Here is a 20056-nt window from a genome sequence, read left to right on the forward strand (position 1 = left end):
AAGCATCGTCAAGTTCCCAGCCTTGCGCCAAGGTGGATCAATGTTCGTCACCGGCGCATCGCAAGCACTGCCCGTGCGCGTTTCAGGTGCGGCATGTCGAGCATTTCGCCGTCCAGGCCGATCGTGCCGGCACCGGGTGCCGCGGTGAAGGCCGCGACGATCCGCTCGGCGCGATCGATCTCCATGGGAGAGGGCGAGAAGGCGCGGTTGATCACGGGCACCTGATCGGGATGAATGGCGAGCATCCCGCGGAAACCCGCGCGACGCGCCTTGGTTGCAACCTTCTCCAGCCCCTCGAGGTCGCGGAAGTCGCCATGGATCGTCTCGATCGGCGTCACCGCGGCGGCGGCGGCCCCGGCAAGGGCGAGGGCGCGGAAGACCTGATAGGGAAAGTCGTATTCGCCGGTCTCGTCGCGGTTATGGGTGGCGCCCAGCGCGGTGGCGCTGTCCTCCGCCCCCCAGGTGAGCGCGGCGAGGCGCGGGCAGCCCGCATAATCGCCCAGGCCGAAGATGGCCGGCGCGGTTTCCGTCGCCACCACGATCGTGCGGATCCCGCCCTGGGGCAGGCCGTGCGCGGCCTCCAGCGCAGTGAGGTAATGGTGGAGCAGATCGGCCTCGGCCCGGGTCGCCTTGGGCAGCATGATGCCATCGGGCGCCCCGGGCACGATGGCGGCGAGGTCGGGCAGCGCGTGGGGCGTGTCGAGCGGGTTGATCCGCACCCATTGCGGCTGGACGCGCGCGGCGGTCTTCAGGTGCCCGGCGACGAGCGCGCGGGCGGCGGGCTTGTTGGCCTCGGCCACGGCGTCCTCGAGGTCGAGCAGCACCAGGTCGGCTTCGCTCGCGCCTGCCTTGGCGAGCTTGCGCTCGGAATCGCCCGGCGCGAACAACAGCGATCGGGCGGCCAGCGGGTCGGTCATGCATCCTCCTATCGTGGAGGACTTGCTATCGCGCGGGGACCGGCGGGTAAACCGCGTGCCGTTCTTAACCCTGGCCGGTGGTTTTCGCTCTGTGCGGCTGCCGGATTTTACCCCTCCTTAACGCTGTCCGCTTACCTCGTTTGGGAATGAGCGAGGGGATTTCGAACGTGCGCATTCTGATCGTGGACGACGAACCGGCGATGCACGAATCATATCGCCAGGTGTTCGGGGGCCGCAGCGGAGGCAATGCCAGCGCGCTGAACGCGATGGCGGCCGAGCTGTTCGGCGACGACGACGGGGCACCCGAGCCGGCCAATGACGCGATCGATTTCCAGTGCGCGCACTTCAATCAGGGCCTCGACGCGGTCGAGGCGATCAAGGACTCGCTCGAGACCGGTCAACGTTTCTCCGTCGCCTTTATCGACGTGCGCATGCCGCCGGGGATCGACGGCAAGGAGACCGCGCGCCGCATCCGCGCGCTCGATCCCGACATCAACCTCGTCATCGTCACCGGCTATTCGGATTTCTCGCCTCTCGACATCAGCCGCGCCGCCGGCCCGGCCGACAAGATCTTCTACATCGCCAAGCCCTTCCAGGCCGAAGAGGTGATCCAGACCGCCACGGCGCTCGCGCATCGCTGGGAGGCGGATGCCAAGCTGCGCAATGCGATCGCCCTGCTCGAGGAGCAGAAGCTCGAGCTCGCCGCCAATGAATCGCGCGCCGTGCACATGGCGAACCATGATTCGCTTACCGACGCGCCCAACCGGCTCGCCTTCCTCCACATGCTCGGCAAGGCGGTGAAGGGCGAGCAATGCTTCGCCATGGCGATGATGGACCTCGACCGGTTCAAGATCGTCAACGACACGCTGGGCCATCTCGCCGGCGACGAGCTGATCCGCATGGTCTGCGAGATCCTGCGCCAGCAGGTGCCCGACCAGGGTTTCGTCGCGCGCCTGGGCGGCGACGAGTTCGCGATGCTCTATCCGGTAACCGGTGAGGATGAGGCGACGATGATCGCCGAGCGGATGCTCAAGGCCGTATCGATCAGCTTCAAGGTATTCGGGCATTCGGTCCAGGGCGGCGCCTCGGTCGGCCTGATGGTCGTCCAGCCGCGCACGATCCACGATCCGATCGACGTGATGCGCCGTGCCGATCTCGCGCTCAACGAGGCCAAGCACAATGGCCGCGGCATCGTCCGCCTGTTCGACGAAGTGATGGACGAATCGATCCGCTTCCGCCGCCAGATCGAAGGCGGGCTCTCCGAGGCGATCGCCAAGGGCGAACTCAAGCTGGTCTTCCAGCCCATCGTCGGGCGCGACGAGCTGGAGATCACCGGCTTCGAAGCGCTGATCCGCTGGTGCAGCCCGGAATATGGCATGGTCTCGCCGGGCATGTTCATCCCGATCGCCGAGGAATCGAACCTGATCCACGAACTGGGCGACTGGGTGATCGACCAGGCAGTGGAGACGCTCAAGACCTGGCCGGGCCAATATGTCTCGGTCAACTTCTCTCCGCGCCAGTTCCGCCGCCACAATTTCGTCGGCCATGTGATGGAGCGCGTGGCCAATGCCGGCGTCGAGCCGGGCCGCTTCCAGATCGAGATCACCGAGACTGCGATCTTCGACGATGTCGAGCGCGCCGCCGAGACGTTGTTCAAGCTCCGCCAGATGGGCTTCCGCATCGCGCTCGACGATTTCGGCACCGGCTATTCGAGCCTCTACAACATCCGCCGCTTCGCGCTCGACTGCCTGAAGATCGACCGCAGCTTCGTCGACGGCATGGGCCGGGAGCGCGAAAGCGCGGCGATCGTCCATTCGATCATCCATCTCGGCCGGGCGCTGGGCATGGAAGTGGTCGCCGAAGGCGTCGAGACCGAGACGCAGCTCCAGGCGCTCCGCCTCGCCGGCTGCAGCCATCTCCAGGGCTATTATCTTGCGCGCCCGATGGATGCCGAGGACGCGCTGGCGCTCGCACGGAGGGGATATATCGGCGATGCGGAGCCCGCCGAGGTCGAGCTGGGCAACGGGACGCACGGCTGATGCCTCGCGCAAGGCGCCTCAAGGCGCCGGCGTCGCTCGGCGCGAAACTGGTCCTGATCCTCACCGGCGTCGGCGTCATCGGCGCCGCCGCGCTGACGCTGATGCTCGCCACCGTCATCACGCCGAGCTTCAACCAGCTCGAACGCGACGCGGTCGACGCGCATGTCGCGCGGACCCAGGCGGTCGTCCACGACGTCTCGGCCAAGGTCGAGAATGCCGTACGCGACTATGGCGACTGGAATTCGTCCTACGACTATATGGCGCATCCGACCAAGGCGTTCGAGGACGAGAGCTTCTCGACGCTGGCCATGGTCAATCTCGACGTCAACGGCATGGCCTATGTCCGGCCCGATCGCGGGATCGTGATCGCGCGCTGGCTCGATCTCGAGAAACGGGCCGATGTGCCCGCGATGCGCGCGCGCCTCGCCGATGCCATCGCACGGTTCGATTTCGCGCGGATGCTGCACGGGCAGAGCTCGGCCGGCTTCTTCATTCGCCTGGGAGACCGGCTCGCCGCGGTCGGTATCGCGCAGGTCCGCAGGAGCGACGGCAGCGGCGAACCGCGCGGCTATGTGCTGATGGCGCGCGCCGTCACCGCCGCGCAGCTCAGCACCTTGCTCCAGCTCGAGGCGAGCCTGGCGCTCGACCATCCCGTCGCCGCGGTGACCAAGACCCCCGGCGCCACCCGTACCCGCATCGCGGTGCCGATCCCGGGCCCGGACGGCCGCCCCGTCGCCACCGCCACCTATACCGTGCCGCGCGACCTCTCGATGCTCGGCACGCGGATGCTCGTCCTCGCCGTGGTCGGATCGTCGATCCTGTTGGCGATCGTGCTGCTGGTGCTGCGCCGGATGATCGCGCGCCTGGTCCTCGCCCCCTTAAAGCGTGTCGAGCGCCATATGGGCGTGGTCCGTGCCTCGGGCACGCTCGGCCTGCTCACCGACAAGCCGCGCGACGACGAGATCGGCAGCCTTGTCACCAGCTTCAATTCGATGCTCCGGCAGCTCAAGGACCTGCGCGAGCAGCTGGAGGTGCAGAGTTTCACCCTGGGCCGCAGCGAGAGTGCCGTCGCGGTGATGCACAATGTCCGCAATGCGCTGAACTCGATCAGCACCGTGCTGAGCCAGGGGCTGGGCACCGGCGCACCGATGGACCGCATGTTGCTCGACCGCGCGCTCGGCGAGCTGGCGAGCGAGACGATTCCCGCGGTGCGCCGCCAGAAGCTCGCCGCCTTCCTTGCCGCCGCGATCGAGAGCGTCGAACAGGAACGCGCCGACCGCCGCGCGCAGATCGCGATCGGTCGCGAGGCGCTGCACCATGTGCTGGAGATCATCGGCCAGCAGCAGGAAGCCGCCCATGAGCGCCCGCCGCTCGACGCATGCGACATCACCGACATCGTGGCCCAGAACGCCACCATCGCGCGCTATTCGGGCGAGAATTCGATTGCCTTCAGCTTCCCGTCCAAACCGCATTGGGTGATGGCCAACCGGGTGATCCTCAGCCAGGTCGTCGGCAATCTCTTCGCCAACGCGGCCGAGGCGATCGCAGCGACCGGGCGCGGCAGCGGCTCGATTTCGGTGACGATCCGGGACAAGGGCGACAGCACCGAGATCCATATCCGCGATGACGGCGAGGGCTTCGACCCGGCGACGGCGCCGACGCTCTTCCAGCGCGGCTACTCCACCCGGGCGCACAAGTCGGGCGGCCTGGGGCTCCATTGGTGCGCCAATTCGATGCTGACGATGGAGGGCAGGCTCGACCTCGTCAGCGACGGCAAGGGGACGGGCGCGAAGGCGATCCTGACGCTGGGCACCGCCCGGCTCGCGCAGCCGAGCGGAATGGCGGCCTGAGTTTGGGAGGAGGGAGCCTACCCGTCTTCTTCGCCGTTTCGGCCCGGACCGACCTCCAATTCGGACGGGCCTATCCCCGTCCCACGGCCTTCCGCTTGCCCGCCACCTCGTCCTTGCGCCGCAGATAGGGCGCGACCAGGTTCCTCGCCCGGAACCATTCCTGCCGGTCCGGATCGAGGCTGTCGAAATTGCCGATCACCCGGCGGCATTCGGGAGCGCGGCACTGGCAGATCATGTGCCAGTTCGATTCCCTGAGCGTCGTCGAATAGTCCCAGGCGATCTCCTCGCCGGGCTGGATCGCGCGCACCGCGACCAGAAACACGCCCGCATCGGTGAAACGCAGGCCGGCATTGGGCGCGCAGCTGTGATTGACCAGGTCGTCGATCCGGCCGGAGGGGCCCATATAGTGGTCCGGCGTCACCTGCACGAAGCGGTCGCCGCGGCCGCGCATCAGGCTGGGAATCTGGTCGGCGCGGAAACGGCGGCCGGTGAACTCGATCAGCACATCGCCCTCGGCAAAGGCGCCCGTGGCGAACACGGCCTTGCCCAGATGGTTGTCGCCCACCTTGAACAGGTTGTTCGAGGGGCGGTAGCGATCGAACCAGAGCAGCCTGCCGCGGCGGGTGCCGAAGGAACGCAGCGGGTTGATCGTCGCCAGGCCGATCAGGAACCATATGCTGGCATGGCAGAGGAACTCGACGATGACATAGGCGAGCTCGGCCACGCCCGGCTGGGTCGCGCGCACCGCGACCAGCAGCGTGGCGAGGTCGCCGAAGGTCCACAGCCCCCAGGCCGGCGAGCGCTCGCGGCTGCGATCGGTCCATACGCTCGCCCAGGTCGGCCAGAAGCTTATCGGGACGGCGAGCACCACCAGCATATGTGCCCAGAATGCCTCGCGGAAGACGAGCCAGAGCATCAGCGCGCTCAGGCTGGCCGCGATGCAGAAGGTCTCGGTGGGCGAGGGCGGGGCCCAGGAGGAACGCCGCCAGATGCCGATCGTCACCACGATGCAGGCGATCGAGGAGAGGGCGAACACCCAACCCTGCGGCGCGCCGGGGTTCACCGCGGCATAGGTCAGCGCCTCCAGCGACGTCGCCGCGCTCCAGATCAGCCATGACGCGCGGTTCGGCTCCACCAGCTCGCGGCGCAACCCGATCAGGTAGGTCGCATAGCCTGCAAAGCTGAATCCGATCGCCAGCAGGAACCAGATATCGGCGGTCAAAATGCGCTCCCTCCCAAACGGAGCGTTTACCATGTCCGGGATTCGTCGTCTACGCGCGACTCGCGGTGAATCCGCGAGTCGCGGGGAGTCATAGGGAGTCGCTTACGGGGCGAATCTCACATTTCCCGTCCTCCCCGGCGGATGCCGGGACCATGCTATTGGCCGCAATCCTTGACGGCTTCGAGCACGATCGGCGCCCATTCCCGGCGGCAGATCAGCAGGTCGGGGATGCTCGTGCTGGCCCGGTTGTAGACGATCGGCGAGCCGTCGATCCGCGAAGCATGGAGCCCTGCGGCCAGCGCGACTGCCACCGGCGCGCAATTGTCCCACTGATGCTGGCCGCCCGAATGGAGATAGATCTCGGCCTCGCCGCGCACCACCGCCATCGCCTTGGCGCCGGCCGAGCCCATGCCGATATGCACCGCGCCGATCCGTTCGCCCACGCCCGCGCAGAGCTGGCTCGGTCGGCTGCGGCTCACCAGCATGCGTGGCGGCAATTCGCCCTCGGGCAACAGGGGCGGCCGGTCGCTGGAAAGCGTGCAGCCGAGCCGGGGCAGGGCGACCGCGCCCAATGCGGCACGGCCGTCGATGGCCAGGGCGACATGCACCGCCCAGTCCTCGCGCCGCTCGGCGAACTCGCGCGTGCCGTCGAGCGGATCGACGATCCATACCCGCCGCGCCGACAGCCGGGCCGGATCGTCGGCGGATTCCTCCGAGAGGATCGCGTCGTCGGGCCTGGCCGCGCGCAGCCGGTCGAGGATGAGGTCGTTGGCTTCGCGGTCGCCGCGGTCGCCGCCCGCGCATTCGTCCTGAATGCGCAGCAGCAGCGCGCCCGCTTCCTCCGCGATTGCCCGGGCCAGTTGCGCGTCGGTCAAATCACCGGACTCCAGGTGCCCATGATCGCCTCCACGATCCGCTCGGCCGCGGCTTCGGGCGTCTCCCGGGTCGTGTCCACGCGGATCTCCGGATCCTGCGGCGCCTCATAGGGGCTGGAGATGCCGGTGAAGTTGGCGATCTGGCCGGCCCGCGCCTTCTTGTAGAGGCCCTTCACGTCGCGCGCCTCGGCAACCTCCAGCGGCGTATCGACGAAGATCTCGAAGAACTCGCCTTCGGGCAGCAGCTTGCGCACCAGCTCGCGCTCGGCGCGGAAGGGCGAGATGAAGGCGGTGAGCACGATCAACCCCGCATCGGTCATCAGCCGGGCAACTTCGCCCACACGGCGGATATTCTCGATCCGGTCGGCATCGGTGAAGCCCAGATCCCTGTTGAGCCCGTGGCGGATATTGTCGCCGTCGAGCAGGAAGCTGTGCTTGCCGAGCGCATGCAGCCGCTTCTCGACCAGGTTGGCGATGGTCGACTTGCCCGAGCCCGAGAGCCCCGTGAACCAGAGCAGCCGCGGCGCCTGGTGCTTCTGCCGGGCATGCGCCTCGCGGTTGATCTCCACGGCCTGCCAATGGACGTTCTGCGCCCGACGCAGCGCGAAGTTGAGCATGCCGGCGGCAACGGTGGCGTTGGTCGCCTTGTCGATCAGGATGAAGCCGCCCAGGTCCTTGCCGTCGGCATAGGGCTCGAAGACCACGCCGCGATCGGTATAGACTTCGGCCACGCCGATATCGTTGAGCCCGAGCGTCTTCACGCTCAGCTCGGCCATGGTGTTGACGCACACGGCATGGCGCGGCGGCTGCACCGTGGCGCTCACCGTCTGGGTACCGAGCTTGAGCCAATAGGCGCGGCCGGGAAGCATCTCCGCCTGGTCCATCCACACGATCGTCGCCTGGAACTGGTCGGCGACCTGGGGTGGCGCGTCGGCGGCGGCGATCACGTCGCCGCGCGAGCAATCGACTTCGTCGGCCAGCGTGATCGTCACGCTCTCCCCCGCCACTGCTTCGGCCTTGTCGCCGCCGAACGCGACGATACGCGCCACCTCGGTGGTCTGGCCCGAGGGCAGGATGCGCACTTTGTCGCCGGGCCTGATCGTGCCGGCCGCGATCATGCCGGCGAAGCCGCGGAAATCCAGGTTGGGGCGATTCACCCATTGTACCGGAAGGCGGAAGGGGCGGACGGCATCGGCGTCCGCGTCGATCTCGACCGCCTCCAGATGCTCGAGCAGGGCCGGGCCCTCGTACCAGGGCGTGTTTGCGCTCGGCCCGGTGATGTTGTCGCCCCTGAAGCCCGAGATCGGAATCGGAGCGAAGCCCGCGATCCCGATGCTCTCGGCAAAGGCGCGATAATCGGCCACGATCGCGTCATAGGTGGCCCGATCATAGCCGATCAGGTCCATCTTGTTCACTGCCAGCACGATGTGGCGGATGCCGAGCAAGTGGCAGAGATACGAGTGCCGCCGCGTCTGGGTGAGCACGCCCTTGCGCGCGTCGATCAGGATGACGGCGAGATCGGCGGTCGAGGCGCCCGTCGCCATGTTGCGGGTATATTGCTCGTGGCCGGGCGTATCGGCGACGATGAACTTGCGCTTCTCGGTCGCGAAGAAGCGATAGGCGACGTCGATGGTGATGCCCTGCTCGCGCTCGGCGGCGAGGCCGTCTACCAGCAGCGCGAAGTCGATCTCCTGCCCCTGGGTGCCCAGGCGCTTGCTGTCGGACTCGAGGCTGGCGAGCTGGTCCTCGAAGATCATCTTCGAATCATAGAGCAGCCGCCCGATCAGGGTGGACTTGCCGTCGTCCACGCTGCCGCAGGTGATGAAGCGCAGCAGCGACTTGTTCTGGTGCAGTTGGAGATAGGCGGAGATGTCGGACGCGATCAGCGCGTCGGGGCGATAGGAGGTCATGCGCTTGCCCCCACGGCGAACAGGGCGAGGACGCTGGAAGGGGAGGCTGGAACGCCCGGGACGGAGGGGCGGGCCATCAGAAATATCCCTCCTGCTTCTTCTTCTCCATGCTCGCCGCCTGGTCGTGGTCGATCGCGCGGCCCTGGCGTTCGCTGGTGGTGGTGAGCAGCATCTCCTGGATCACCGCCTCCAGCGTATCCGCCCTGCTCTCCACCGCGCCGGTCAGCGGGTAGCAGCCGAGCGTGCGGAAGCGCACCGATCGCTCCACCGGCACTTCGCCCGGATGCAGCCGGAAGCGATCGTCGTCGACCATCAGGATCAGCCCGTCGCGCTCCACGGTCGGGCGCGGCGCGGCGAAATAGAGCGGCACGATCTCGATCGCCTCGGCGAGGATATATTGCCAGATGTCGAGTTCGGTCCAGTTGGAGAGCGGGAACACGCGGATGCTCTCGCCCTTGTGTTTGCGGGCATTGTAGAGGTGCCACAGCTCGGGACGCTGGTTCTTCGGATCCCAGCGATGCGAGGCGGTGCGGAAGGAGAAGACGCGCTCCTTGGCCCGGCTCTTCTCCTCGTCGCGCCGCGCGCCGCCGAACGCCGCGTCGAAGCCATATTGGTCGAGCGCCTGCTTCAGTCCTTCCGTCTTCCACATGTCGGTGTGGCGGCCGCCATGGTCGAACGGGTTGATCCCCAGCGCTTCGGCCTCGGGGTTCTTGTGGACGAGCAACGCCATCCCCGCATCGCGCGCCGCCTTGTCGCGCAGGTCGTACATCGCGCGGAACTTCCAGGTCGTATCGACATGGAGGAGCGGGAAGGGCGGCGGCGCCGGATAGAAGGCCTTGCGCGCCAGGTGCAGCATCACCGCGCTGTCCTTGCCGATCGAATAGAGCATCACCGGCCGTTCGGCCTCGGCGACGACTTCGCGCAGGATATGGATGCTCTCGGCCTCTAGCCGCTGGAGGTGCGTCAGCCGCACGGGCGAAGCCCCCCGGGTCGCGCCGATCGCCTGTGTCTCCGTCATGTTCCCGGAATGCAGCATGGCGGGGGATTTAGGAAGCCGCCCGGGAAGGCGCGATCTAGTTTATGTTTAGCCGCGCATACCCGCCGCGCCCAGGGTTAGCGGTTCTTGAACCAATTGCGGTCCATGAAGGGCCGGGGCGCATCTTGCGCCACAGGGGAGGGCTGCAAACCCATGGGCAAGGCTGGCGCTAAGGGGATCATCCTCGCGGGTGGGGCCGGTACGCGCCTCTATCCCGCGACGTTGTCGATCTCGAAGCAATTGCTGCCGGTGTTCGACAAGCCGATGATCTATTATCCGCTCTCGGTGCTGATGCTTGCCGGCATTCGCGACATCCTCATCATCTCGAGCCCGCGCGACCTGCCGATGTTCCGCCTGTTGCTTGGGGACGGATCGGCCTTCGGAATCAATTTCGAATATGCCGAGCAGCCGAGCCCGGACGGGCTGGCCCAGGCCTTCCTGATCGGTGAGCGGTTCCTCGAAGGCGGTCCGGCCGCGCTGATCCTGGGCGACAACATCTTCCATGGCGACGGCCTTGCCGCCAAGGGCCGCGCGGCTGCCGAAGCGGCGACACAGGGCCAGTCGACGGTCTTCGCCTATCAGGTCGACGATCCCGAGCGCTACGGCGTCGCCACCTTCGATCCCGAGACCGGCAAGGCGACGAGCATCGTCGAGAAGCCGGCCGAGCCCAAGTCCAACTGGGCAGTGACCGGCCTGTACTTCTTCGACGACCGGGTGGCGGACATCGCCCGCACGCTGAAGCCCAGCCCGCGGGGCGAGCTGGAGATCACCGACGTGATCTCCGCCTATCTCCACCGCGGCGAACTCAACGTGAATCGGCTCGGCCGTGGCTATGCCTGGCTGGACACCGGCACGCATGACAGCCTGCACGATGCGGCGAGCTTCGTGCGCACGATCGAGAACCGCCAGGGCATCAAGATCGCCTGCCCCGAGGAGATCGCCTTCGATCTCGGCTATCTCGACGCGGATACGGTGCTTGCCCGCGCGGCGACGCTCGGCAAGACCGACTATGCAGCCTATCTCCGCCGCTGCGTCGAGGCGGCGGCCGCATGAGCTTCCTCGAGCCGATCGGCACGCCGACGCCGCGGATCCGCCGCGTCCTCGTCACCGGCGGGGCCGGGTTCATCGGCTCGGCGGTATGTCGTTTGCTGGTGGCGAAGCGCTATCATGTCGTCTGTGTCGACAAGCTGACCTATGCCGGCAATCTGGCCTCCCTGCACGGCATGCTGGACAAGCCCAATTTCCGGTTCGTTGCCGCGGATATCGGTGATGCGGCACACCTCCATCGCCTGATGCGGGACGAGCGGATCGATGGCGTGATGCACCTCGCCGCCGAGACGCATGTCGATCGCTCGATCGACAGCCCGGCCGCCTTTGTCGAAACCAATGTCCTGGGCACCGTCCGCCTGCTCGATGCCACGCTCGAGCATTGGCGCGGGTTGCCGGAAGCGCGGCGGCGGGATTTCCGCTTCCACCACATCTCCACCGACGAGGTGTTCGGCGACCTGCCGTTCGACAGCGGCGTGTTCACCGAGGAGACGCCCTATGCGCCGTCCTCGCCCTATTCGGCGAGCAAGGCGGCGTCGGACCATTTCGTGCGCGCCTGGCACGAAACCTATGGCCTGCCGGTGGTGCTCTCCAACTGCTCGAACAATTACGGGCCGCATCACTTCCCCGAGAAGCTGATCCCGCTGGTCATCCTCAATGCGCTCGAAGGCAGGGAGCTGCCGGTCTATGGCAAGGGCGCGAACGTGCGCGACTGGCTCCATGTCGACGATCATGCCGAGGCGCTGGAACGGGTGCTGACCCGCGGCAAGGCCGGCGAAACCTATCTGATCGGGGGGCGGCAGGAGCGGACCAACCTGCAGGTGGTCGAGGCGATCTGCGATCTGCTCGATGCGCGCGTCGGGCAGCGGCGTCATCGCGATCTGATCCGTTTCGTCGCCGATCGGCCCGGGCACGACCGCCGCTATGCGATCGATCCGTCGAAGATCGAAGCCGAGCTGGGCTGGGAACCGCGCGAGACGTTCGAGACCGGTCTGGCGAAGACGGTGGACTGGTATCTCGCCAATCGGGACTGGTGGGAGCCGATCCGCTCGGGCGCCTATCGTGGCGAGCGGCTGGGGGTTCTTTAGCCTCGCGGCTATTCGGAAACGCCGCCGATCCAGCTGCGCAGCACTTCCAGCCCGTCGTCCACCAGCACCAGGTCCGCCCGGAACCCCGGCGCAATCCGCCCAAGCTGCCCGCCCAGTCCCAGAAACGCCGCCGGCGTCGCCGAGGCCATGCGGGCGGCGACATCGAGGCCGACCCGGCCCTGGACCATCATGCCCTTCACCGCGCCCGCCATGGTGAGCGTCGAGCCCGCCAGCGTGTTGTCGGCACCGAGCAGCCGGTCGCCGTCGCGGTGAATCTCGCGGCCGTGGATCAGGAACACGGTCTCGTCGCTCCCCACGCTCGGCATCGCGTCGGTCACCAGCATCAGCCGCTCGGGCCCCTTTGCCCGCAGCGCCACGCGGAGCGTCGCCGGATGGAGGTGATGGCCATCGGCGATGATCCCGGCATAGACGTCCGGATCCTCGAGCGCCGCGCCCACCATGCCCGGCGCGCGGTTGAGCAGGGGGGACATGGCGTTGAAGACATGGGTGAAGCCGGTCAGCCCGTTGTCGATCGCGTCGCGCACGGTCTCGTAGCGCGCATCGGAATGCCCGGCCGAGACGATCACGCCCGCCGCGACCAGCCGGGCGACCTGCTCGGGCGTCGCCGCCTCGGGCGCCAGCGTCACCAGCGTCCTGCCGTGCCTGCCCGATTCCAGCAGCCCCAGGAATTCGTCCCGCAGCGGCTGGATCTTGCTCTCGCTGTGGATGCCCCGCCGTACGGGATTGAGGAACGGCCCCTCGATATGGATGCCGAGCACGCCGGGGACGCCCGCCGCGATCGCGGCATCCACTGCGCGGATGCCTGCCTCGACCACCGACAGATCGTCGCTGATCAAGGTCGGCAGCAGCCCGGTGGTGCCGTAGCGCCGGTGCGTCTCCGCAATCACGCGGATCGTCTCCACGCTCGGATCGTCGTTGAACAGCCGGCCGCCGCCGCCATTCACTTGCACGTCGATGAAGCCGGGGAGCAGGGCTTGCCCGGCGAGGTCGATCGTCTCGGCGCCGGTCGGCGGTTGGGGGAGGACCGCCGCGATCCGGTCGCCTTCGATCACCACACAGGCATCGTCGCGCCAGCCTTCGGCCAGCAGCATGCGCCCGTTGACCAGCGCTCTCACGACTGCATGTCCAGCGCCGCGGCCAGGCTGCCCCCCGCCGCGGCCAGCCGCGCCTCGGCCTCGGCCGGGGCCAGGCCATGCGCGATCAGCACCGCGCGCTTGATGTCGCGCCCGCCCGCATCGAGCGCCGCCTCCGCCGCGTCGCGGCCCACGCGCGCCAGCGTGCCGACCATGCGGATCGCACGGGCGCGCAGCTTGGCGTTCGAGACCTGCATGTTGACCATCAGCCCCTCATGAACGAGCCCGAGCCGCAACATGATCCCGGTGGAGAGAAGATTGAGCGTGACCTTCTGCGCGGTGCCGGCCTTCATCCGGGTGGAGCCTGCCACCACCTCGCTGCCGGTATCGGCAAGGATCGCATGCTCCGCCGCGGCCAGCACCGGCGTGCCGGCATTGTTGGCAAGGGCGATCGTCAGCGCGCCCGCGCCGCGCGCCGCCTCGAGCGCGGCGATCACATAGGGGGTGCGCCCGCTCGCCGCGACGCCGATCAGCACGTCGTCCGCGCCGATCTCCTCGGCGGCCACGGCCGCCAGCGCGGCCTCGCGGCTGTCCTCCGCGCCTTCCTGCGTCCGGGTGAGCGCCGCCGGCCCGCCCGCGATCAGGAAGGCCAGCCGCTCGACCGGCCAGTTGAAGGTTGGGGTGAGCTCCACTCCGTCCTGCACGCCGATCCGGCCCGAAGTGCCCGCGCCGGCATAGGCGATGCGCCCGCCGCGCTGCAGCCGCTCCGCCGCCGCGTCGATCGCCGCCGCCATCGCGCCGGTCTGGCTCTTCAGCGCCGCGATCGCCGCGAGCTGGGCTTCGAGCATCGCTTCCACTGCCACTTCGGTGGGCCAGCGGTCGATCGCGCGGTAGCGGGGGTCTGCGGCTTCAGTCGGCATCGGGCTTCCGGGTCGGGAGGGCAGTGGCCGGCAGGCCGGCGAGCAGCAACGCCCCGTCGAGCGGATCGGAGACCGCATCGACGAGCCGTGCGACGGTGCGCGCGCGCAGCCAGGGCCTTATCCGCATGGCCAGGCCCCCGGCGAGCGCGCAGCGAACGGCGCCGCGCGCGAAGATCGTCTCGATGAACCGCTCGATGTGCTGCGCCGCATCCTCCACGATCGAGCGGGCGATCGCATCGTTGTTCTCGGCATAGTCCATCACCAGCGGCGCGAAGGCGGCATAGTCCTTGGGGGTCGCGGCATCCATCCAGGCGACCGCGCGGGCCGTGTCGTGCCCGAAGCCGGCGGTGACGGCGTGGCTGAGCGGCGTCACTTCGCTGCGCCCGTCGAGCGCGCGGAGCGCATGGCGCATCGCGCTGAGGCCCAGCGCCGCGCCGCTGCCTTCGTCCGAGATCGGAAAGCCATAGCCGCCGATCGTGAAGCTGTTGGTGCCCACCCGCACCTCGGCCACGCTGCCGGTGCCGATGATCAGGGTCGCACCCTCGACGCCCGCATGCGCGCCGAGATTGGCGATCGCCGCGTCGGTCACGAATTCGATCGCGGCGAAGGGGAAGGGGAGCGCGGCGAGCTGTTCGCGCATCCCGGGGCGCGATATGCCCGCGATGCCCATGCCGGCCCGGATCGTCGCCACCTCCGCGTCGTCGAGCCCCGCGGCCGAGACCGCCTGGCCGGCGACGTCGCGCAACACGGCGTGAAGCCGCTCGATGCCGATCCGCGTATTGGCCGGGCCGCTCTCCCCGGTGCCGAGGATCGTTCCGCGCTCGTCCGTCAGCCGGCTGCGGCAATGGCTGCCGCCCGCATCTATACCGAGGAAATAGGCCATGCTCGCTCCCTACAGCAGCCGGCGCGCATTTTGCCATGCCGAACCGCCCGGAGGGCCATAATCCCCGGATATGGCCGTTGTCGGTCAGATCAGGCCCTTGCGCACCGCGATCACCGCCGCATGGATCTTGTTCGATGCGGAGAGCTTGCGCGTGGCATTGACCAGGTGGAACTCCACCGTCCGCTGGCTGCGGCCCATGATCGTCGCGGTTTCCCAGGCGGTCTTGCCCAGGCTCACCCAGCGCAGGCATTCGATCTCGCGCTCGCTCAGCGCCGATCCCGCCGCCCCGATCGTCGCGGCGGGATCGGGAATGTCCGGGTCGCTGCGCGTCGCAGGGCGGGTAAAGGCGCGTGCGGCGGCGATCAGCGCGAAATCGGTATTGTCGGTGATGCATCCCACCGCCTTGTGGTGGCCCGATCCGGCATCGAGCAGCAGGCAGGCGACCGAGCGGATCCAGCGCGTCTGCCCGTCGGGTCGGATCAATCGGAAATCGACATGATAGCGCAGGTCGCGTGCGATCAGCTCCACCACCATGGCCAGATCTATCGTCGTGGCCAGTTCTTCGTCTTCGGGATGAATGAAGGGCCGGAAATCGGCAAGGCTGCGCACCATGTTGGGCTGCAGCCCGGTGATCTGATACCAGCGCGCGTCGCAGACGAGCAGGTCGGCATCGATGTCATAGTCCCATAGCCCTACCTCAAGGGCCCTCAGGCGCAGTTCAAAGTCTTCGTCGGGGCGGGGCTCGGCGCTTTCCCCAGATGTCATAACCCTCCAACCACAATCTTGTCGTGTTCCGCCAGAGAACGTTTCCCAGACGTCACGGTTCCTGTGTGGCCCTCGGTTAACCCGGGGGCAAGGGTGATGGGAGCCCCTCCGGGGCTCGCCGGAAACACGTAAATTTACGAGTTTTCCCCCCTGCTCGCGGGGCGCAGGCTTCGCCCGAGACCAGTGAGACGAAACGACCATGCCAGCGAATGCGAAGCGCAAGGACCCCGATCTCGAACAGGATGCCGTTCCGGGCGGGCGCGTGGCGCTCCGGGACGTGGCGATGTTTTCCGGCGAGGAACTGGTCCTGCGCTTCGGCGCCTCCGCGGCGCAACAGCTGGTCGACCTGATCGTCGCCGCGATCCGCAAGGGCGACGACGACGAAGTGGCCGCGATCGACGGACGACTCCAGGAAGTGGAGCGGGCGTTGCGGGGATAGGCGGGGGCGCTGGCCTTCCCGGTGGCGCTCCCCCGGGCCGGGAAGGCTAGAAGCGCGCTTCCTCATAGACGCGGCGGATGTCGCCCTGCCAATCGCCGTTGAAGCGGTCGAGCAGCACCTGCGCCGGCACCTTGCCGGTGCGCACCACTTCGCGCAGCGGATCGAGGAAGCCGGACTCATTGTCGCCCGAGGCATTGAGCTGCGCCCGTGCATTGAGCCCCGCTGCGGCGATGTCGAGCACTTCGCCGGCAATGTCCTTGAGCTTGCCGCCGCCCGGCAGCGGCGCGTCGAGGGCGAGCTTCGGCACCGAGCTGCGCAGTGCCTCGCGCCCTTCCATCGACCAGCCCTTCACCAGGTCCCAGGCGGCATCGAGCGCGCCCTGGTCGTAGAGCAGGCCCACCCACAGCGCCGGCAGCGCGCAGATCCGCCCCCAGCGCCCGCCATCGGCGCCGCGCATCTCGAGGAAGGTCTTGAGCCGCACTTCGGGGAAGGCGGTGGAGAGATGATCCGCCCAGTCGTCCATCGTCGGCTTGTGGCCGGGATAGGCGGGCAACTCGCCCTTCAGGAAATCGCGGAAGCTCTGCCCCGCCGCGTCGATATATTTGCCGTCGCGATAGACGAAGTACATCGGCACATCGAGCGCATATTCGGCGTAGCGCTCATAGCCGAAACCTTCCTCGAACACGAAGGGCAGCATGCCCGTCCGCGCCGGATCGGTGTCCGACCAGATATGGCTGCGGTAGCTCAGATAGCCATTGGGCCTGCCCTCGGTGAAGGGCGAGTTGGCGAACAGCGCCGTCGCCAGCGGCTGCAGCGCCAGGCCGACGCGGAACTTCTGCGCCATGTCGGCTTCGGAGGCATAGTCGAGGTTCACCTGGATCGTGCAGGTGCGCAGCATCATGTCGAGACCGAGATTGCCCACGCGCGGCATGTGCCGGAGCATGATCCCGTAGCGGCCCTTGGGCATGATCGGCAGCTCGGCGCGGGTCTTGTCGGGCCACATGCCCAGGCCGAGGAAATTCAGGCCGAGCTTGTCGCCGACCTGCTTCACCTGCTCCAGGTGCCGCCCGGTCTCGCCGCAGGTCTCGTGGAGATTCTCCAGCGGCGCGCCCGACAGCTCCAGCTGGCCCGCCGGCTCGAGGCTCACCGTACCGTCGGGGCCCGAGAGCGCGATGACGTTGCCGCCTTCCAGCACCGGTTTCCAGCCGAACTGGGTCAGCTCGCCCAGCAGGTCGCGGATGCCGCCCTGCTCGTCATAGGCGGGAGCGTGAAAATCCCTGGTCGCGAACACGAACTTCTCGTGCTCGGTGCCGATGCGCCAGCGATCCTTCGGCTTCTCGCCCTTGGCGAAATACTCGATAAGCTGGGCCCGGTCCTCGATCGGGGCCGACACCTTGTTGCTTTCGGTCTTGGTGCTCATGCGAAGGTCTCGACGGGAGGGATGGGGCGGCGGTGGCGCAGCACCGGCACGCGGGAACGGATATCCTCGACACGCGCCTGGTCGATCTCCGCGGAACCGAGACCGGCTTCCTCGCCCATGTCGAGCAGCACTTCGCCCCAGGGATCGACCACCAGCGAGTGGCCATAGGTGGCGCGTCCGTCCGCGTGCAGCCCGGTCTGCGCCGCGGCTATGACATAGGCGCCGGCCTCGATCGCGCGGGCGCGCAGCAGGACGTGCCAATGCGCCTGGCCGGTGGGACGGGTAAAGGCGGCGGGGACGGCAAGGGCGGTGGCGCCGGCATCGCTGAGCGCGCGGAACAGGTCCGGGAAGCGCATGTCGTAGCAGATGGCAAGGCCGAGCTTGCCGATGGGCGTATCGACCAGGATCGCGCGCTCGCCTCGGCAATAGGTGTTTGATTCGCGCCAGCTCTCGCCGGTGGCCAGATCGACGTCGAACAGATGCAGCTTGTCGTAATGCGCCCGGATCGCACCGGTGCCGTCGATCACGAAGCCGCGGTTCAGGAACTTCTCGCCTTCGCCCTGGAGCGCCAGCGAGCCCAGATGCACCCAGACGCCATGCTTCGCCGCGGCCTCGCGCGTCGCGGCGAGGACGGGATCCTCCGCCTCCGCCACCACGTGGCGGCGCGCGCGTGCGCGATCGCCGTCGAGCAGGCCGGACATCTCGGGCGTGAACAGCATCGCGCTGCCCGCCGCCGCCGCCCGCGCGATACCGTCGGTGACGGTGCGGGCATTGGCGGCCGGATCGATCCCGCTCGTCATTTGCAGCAGGCTGGCCTTCATCGCTTCCTCCCCCTCAGAGCCGGGATCAGCCGTGCTTCGGCTTGCCGACACCGACCAGCTTCAGGCCGGCGCGCTCCGCCTCGGCCGGCGGATAGATGTTGCGCAGGTCGACCAGCAGCGGTGTCTTGAGCATCGCCTTGATCCGGCCGAGATCGAGCGCGCGGAACGCGTCCCACTCCGTCACGATCACCAGCGCGTCGGCCCCGTCCGCCGCGGCATAGGCGCTCTCGCTGAACTCGACGTTCGGCAGCAACGGGCGCGCCTGCTCGAAACCCTCCGGATCATAGGCCTTCACCGTGGCGCCGGCATCCTCCAGCGCCGCGACGATCGAAAGACTGGGCGCGTCGCGCATGTCATCGGTATTCGGCTTGAAGGTAAGGCCCAGGATGCCGATGGTCTTGCCGCGGACATCGCCGCCCATCGCCTTGATCACCTTGCGGCCCATGGCGCGCTTGCGGGCGTCGTTCACCTGCACGGTGGCCTCGACGATGCGCAGCGGCGTCTCGTTGTCGCCCGCCGTCTTGAGCAGCGCCAGCGTGTCCTTGGGGAAGCAGGAGCCGCCATAGCCGGGGCCGGCATGGAGGAACTTGCTGCCGATCCGATTGTCGAGCCCGATGCCGCGCGCCACTTCCTGCACGTCGGCACCCACTTCCTCGCACAGGTCGGCGATCTCGTTGATGAAGGTGATCTTCACCGCCAGGAATGCGTTGGCGGCATATTTGATCAGCTCGCTGGTGCGGCGGCCGGTGAACAGGATCGGTGCGCTCTGGTTGAGCGAGAGCGGGCGATAGATCGCGCGCATCACGTCGCGCGCTTCCTCGTCATCGGTGCCGACGACCACGCGGTCTGGCCGCTTGAAATCCTCGATCGCTGCGCCTTCGCGCAGGAATTCGGGGTTGGAGACGACCTTGGCGCCGGCGCCGGAGGCGACTTCGCGCATGATCCGCTCCACTTCGTCGCCGGTGCCGACGGGCACGGTCGACTTGGTGACGATCACTGCCGGCCCGGTCAGGTTCTCGGCGATCTCGCGCGCGGCGGCGAAGACATAGCTGAGATCGGCATGGCCGTCGCCGCGGCGGCTGGGCGTGCCGACCGCAATGAACACCGCGTCGGCACCCTTCACGCCTTCGGCTAGGTCGGTGGTGAAGGAAAGCCGGCCGGCCTTCACGTTCGAGGCGACCAGCGCTTCGAGCCCCGGCTCGTAGATCGGCATCACGCCCTGGTGAAGCAGCTCGATCTTGCGCGCATCCTTGTCGACGCAGACCACTTCATGGCCGAAGTCCGAGAAACAGGCACCGGAAACCAGGCCGACATAGCCCGTGCCGATCATCGCTATGCGCAACGTGGATCCCCTTGGGAAGAAAGTCTGTTGCGCAGATAGCGACGCCAGCGCGCGGGGCAAGGGGCGGCATGACGACGCTCTCCGGCGCGGTCGGCAAGAAAAGCGCCGACAGGGAAACGGGCAATAAAAAAGGCGGCTCGCGGCCGCCTTTAGCAGTTGTCGTCCGGGCCGGTCAGCACGGCCTCACTCGAGGTCGCTCCACCGCCGGCCCGGATGAACGTTCCTCAGAACGGGCGGATTTCGTTACCGCCGCCGTCACGGAACATCAGGCTGAAAAACGCGAACATTCATAGTCTCCCATCGGTGCGCACTTGTGCGCGATTCAGATGGTTAAAGGCTTCTTAACAATGAATCAATCCGGATTTCTGCGGAGTTGGCTTCGCAAAAA

18 protein-coding genes are annotated in these 20056 nt (G+C 67.7%); 6 read left to right on the forward strand and 12 right to left on the reverse strand.

Annotated features, from left to right (window positions below; genetic code table 11):
• Positions 1-47 precede the first annotated feature (47 nt).
• A complete protein-coding gene (locus tag FHR20_RS02610) occupies positions 48-917 on the reverse strand; it encodes an HpcH/HpaI aldolase/citrate lyase family protein (RefSeq protein ID WP_167298088.1) in 870 nt (289 codons plus the stop codon).
• Between the two features lie 167 nt (positions 918-1084).
• Here FHR20_RS02610 and FHR20_RS02615 point away from each other — a divergent pair, with 167 nt between their 5' ends.
• Together FHR20_RS02615 and FHR20_RS02620 are read left to right on the forward strand one after the other, a co-directional pair.
• Entirely contained in the window at positions 1085-2956 is a 1872-nt protein-coding gene (locus FHR20_RS02615) for a putative bifunctional diguanylate cyclase/phosphodiesterase (RefSeq protein WP_425057372.1), read from the forward strand.
• Positions 2956-4806, forward strand: coding sequence for a sensor histidine kinase (locus FHR20_RS02620; RefSeq protein ID WP_167298090.1), 1851 nt, complete (start codon positions 2956-2958; stop codon positions 4804-4806). The genes FHR20_RS02615 and FHR20_RS02620 overlap by 1 nt, the downstream gene beginning before the upstream one ends.
• 70 nt (positions 4807-4876) lie before the next feature.
• Here FHR20_RS02620 and FHR20_RS02625 read toward each other — a convergent pair whose 3' ends face one another.
• The 4 genes from FHR20_RS02625 to cysD form a co-directional block, all read right to left on the reverse strand.
• Entirely contained in the window at positions 4877-6028 is a 1152-nt protein-coding gene (locus FHR20_RS02625; RefSeq protein ID WP_167298091.1) for an SET domain-containing protein, read from the reverse strand.
• Between the two features lie 155 nt (positions 6029-6183).
• Positions 6184-6903 (reverse strand): 3'(2'),5'-bisphosphate nucleotidase CysQ, encoded by a 720-nt coding sequence (locus tag FHR20_RS02630; RefSeq protein ID WP_167298092.1) that lies wholly within the window; start codon positions 6901-6903, stop codon positions 6184-6186.
• Positions 6900-8813 carry a sulfate adenylyltransferase subunit CysN gene (cysN, locus tag FHR20_RS02635; RefSeq protein WP_167298093.1) on the reverse strand — a complete coding sequence of 638 codons (1914 nt, stop codon included), beginning with the start codon at positions 8811-8813 and terminating at the stop codon, positions 6900-6902. Before cysN ends, FHR20_RS02630 begins: the two co-directional genes overlap by 4 nt.
• A gap of 76 nt (positions 8814-8889) precedes the next feature.
• A complete protein-coding gene (cysD, locus tag FHR20_RS02640) occupies positions 8890-9831 on the reverse strand; it encodes a sulfate adenylyltransferase subunit CysD (protein WP_167298094.1) in 942 nt (313 codons plus the stop codon).
• A gap of 171 nt (positions 9832-10002) precedes the next feature.
• On the opposite strand from cysD, the gene rfbA reads away from it, so the two are divergent.
• Both rfbA and rfbB read left to right on the forward strand, forming a co-directional pair.
• Positions 10003-10902 (forward strand): glucose-1-phosphate thymidylyltransferase RfbA, encoded by a 900-nt coding sequence (gene rfbA, locus FHR20_RS02645; protein ID WP_167298095.1) that lies wholly within the window; start codon positions 10003-10005, stop codon positions 10900-10902.
• Complete coding sequence (gene rfbB / locus FHR20_RS02650; protein WP_167298096.1) at positions 10899-11984, forward strand: dTDP-glucose 4,6-dehydratase; 1086 nt, start codon at positions 10899-10901, stop codon at positions 11982-11984. The genes rfbA and rfbB overlap by 4 nt, the downstream gene beginning before the upstream one ends.
• An 8-nt stretch (positions 11985-11992) precedes the next feature.
• On the opposite strand, the gene nagA is transcribed toward rfbB, so the two are convergent.
• The 4 genes from nagA to FHR20_RS02670 all read right to left on the reverse strand — a co-directional run bounded on the left by nagA (position 11993) and on the right by FHR20_RS02670 (position 15646).
• The gene (nagA, locus tag FHR20_RS02655) at positions 11993-13120 is read right to left on the reverse strand and encodes an N-acetylglucosamine-6-phosphate deacetylase (protein ID WP_286711422.1); all 1128 of its coding nucleotides are present in this window, start codon (positions 13118-13120) and stop codon (positions 11993-11995) included.
• Positions 13117-13998: an N-acetylmuramic acid 6-phosphate etherase gene (locus FHR20_RS02660; protein WP_167298097.1), complete on the reverse strand. Its 882-nt coding sequence runs from the start codon at positions 13996-13998 to the stop codon at positions 13117-13119. Before FHR20_RS02660 ends, nagA begins: the two co-directional genes overlap by 4 nt.
• Positions 13988-14881 carry a glucosamine kinase nucleotide-binding domain-containing protein gene (locus FHR20_RS02665; protein ID WP_167298098.1) on the reverse strand — a complete coding sequence of 298 codons (894 nt, stop codon included), beginning with the start codon at positions 14879-14881 and terminating at the stop codon, positions 13988-13990. Before FHR20_RS02665 ends, FHR20_RS02660 begins: the two co-directional genes overlap by 11 nt.
• An 84-nt stretch (positions 14882-14965) precedes the next feature.
• Complete coding sequence (locus FHR20_RS02670) at positions 14966-15646, reverse strand: helix-turn-helix transcriptional regulator (RefSeq protein WP_167298099.1); 681 nt, start codon at positions 15644-15646, stop codon at positions 14966-14968.
• Between the two features lie 199 nt (positions 15647-15845).
• Here FHR20_RS02670 and FHR20_RS02675 point away from each other — a divergent pair, with 199 nt between their 5' ends.
• Complete coding sequence (locus tag FHR20_RS02675; RefSeq protein WP_086128815.1) at positions 15846-16085, forward strand: hypothetical protein; 240 nt, start codon at positions 15846-15848, stop codon at positions 16083-16085.
• A 46-nt stretch (positions 16086-16131) separates the two neighbouring features.
• Here the strand turns inward: FHR20_RS02675 and FHR20_RS02680 are convergent, their stop codons facing one another.
• Genes FHR20_RS02680 through FHR20_RS02690 form a run of 3 tightly spaced genes read right to left on the reverse strand, consistent with a single transcriptional unit; the run spans position 16132 to position 19668 of the window.
• Positions 16132-17505 (reverse strand): glutamate--cysteine ligase, encoded by a 1374-nt coding sequence (locus FHR20_RS02680; RefSeq protein ID WP_167298100.1) that lies wholly within the window; start codon positions 17503-17505, stop codon positions 16132-16134.
• On the reverse strand, positions 17502-18326 hold the full coding sequence (locus FHR20_RS02685) for a carbon-nitrogen hydrolase family protein (protein WP_167298101.1): 825 nt from the start codon (positions 18324-18326) through the stop codon (positions 17502-17504). Before FHR20_RS02685 ends, FHR20_RS02680 begins: the two co-directional genes overlap by 4 nt.
• Before the next feature lie 25 nt (positions 18327-18351).
• Entirely contained in the window at positions 18352-19668 is a 1317-nt protein-coding gene (locus FHR20_RS02690) for a UDP-glucose dehydrogenase family protein (protein ID WP_167298102.1), read from the reverse strand.
• Between the two features lie 68 nt (positions 19669-19736).
• On the opposite strand from FHR20_RS02690, the gene FHR20_RS02695 reads away from it, so the two are divergent.
• Complete coding sequence (locus FHR20_RS02695; RefSeq protein ID WP_167298103.1) at positions 19737-19961, forward strand: hypothetical protein; 225 nt, start codon at positions 19737-19739, stop codon at positions 19959-19961.
• Positions 19962-20056 lie beyond the last annotated feature (95 nt).

The organism is Sphingomonas leidyi (genome assembly GCF_011761945.1).
Taxonomy (GTDB): domain Bacteria; phylum Pseudomonadota; class Alphaproteobacteria; order Sphingomonadales; family Sphingomonadaceae; genus Sphingomonas; species Sphingomonas leidyi.

Bases quoted from the DNA above. Each gene is read 5' to 3' on its own strand.
- FHR20_RS02685 (WP_167298101.1), bottom strand. From the start codon at position 18,326: ATGAAGGCCAGCCTGCTGCAAATGACGAGCGGGATCGATCCGGCCGCC.
- FHR20_RS02660 (WP_167298097.1), bottom strand. From the start codon at position 13,998: ATGCCGACTGAAGCCGCAGACCCCCGCTACCGCGCGATCGACCGCTGG.
- FHR20_RS02695 (WP_167298103.1), top strand. From the start codon at position 19,737: ATGACGACGCTCTCCGGCGCGGTCGGCAAGAAAAGCGCCGACAGGGAA.
- cysN (WP_167298093.1), bottom strand. From the start codon at position 8,813: ATGACCTCCTATCGCCCCGACGCGCTGATCGCGTCCGACATCTCCGCC.
- FHR20_RS02670 (WP_167298099.1), bottom strand. From the start codon at position 15,646: ATGACATCTGGGGAAAGCGCCGAGCCCCGCCCCGACGAAGACTTTGAA.
- FHR20_RS02680 (WP_167298100.1), bottom strand. From the start codon at position 17,505: ATGAGCACCAAGACCGAAAGCAACAAGGTGTCGGCCCCGATCGAGGAC.
- rfbA (WP_167298095.1), top strand. From the start codon at position 10,003: ATGGGCAAGGCTGGCGCTAAGGGGATCATCCTCGCGGGTGGGGCCGGT.
- FHR20_RS02620 (WP_167298090.1), top strand. From the start codon at position 2,956: ATGCCTCGCGCAAGGCGCCTCAAGGCGCCGGCGTCGCTCGGCGCGAAA.
- FHR20_RS02665 (WP_167298098.1), bottom strand. From the start codon at position 14,881: ATGGCCTATTTCCTCGGTATAGATGCGGGCGGCAGCCATTGCCGCAGC.
- FHR20_RS02675 (WP_086128815.1), top strand. From the start codon at position 15,846: ATGCCAGCGAATGCGAAGCGCAAGGACCCCGATCTCGAACAGGATGCC.
- cysD (WP_167298094.1), bottom strand. From the start codon at position 9,831: ATGACGGAGACACAGGCGATCGGCGCGACCCGGGGGGCTTCGCCCGTG.
- rfbB (WP_167298096.1), top strand. From the start codon at position 10,899: ATGAGCTTCCTCGAGCCGATCGGCACGCCGACGCCGCGGATCCGCCGC.
- FHR20_RS02610 (WP_167298088.1), bottom strand. From the start codon at position 917: ATGACCGACCCGCTGGCCGCCCGATCGCTGTTGTTCGCGCCGGGCGAT.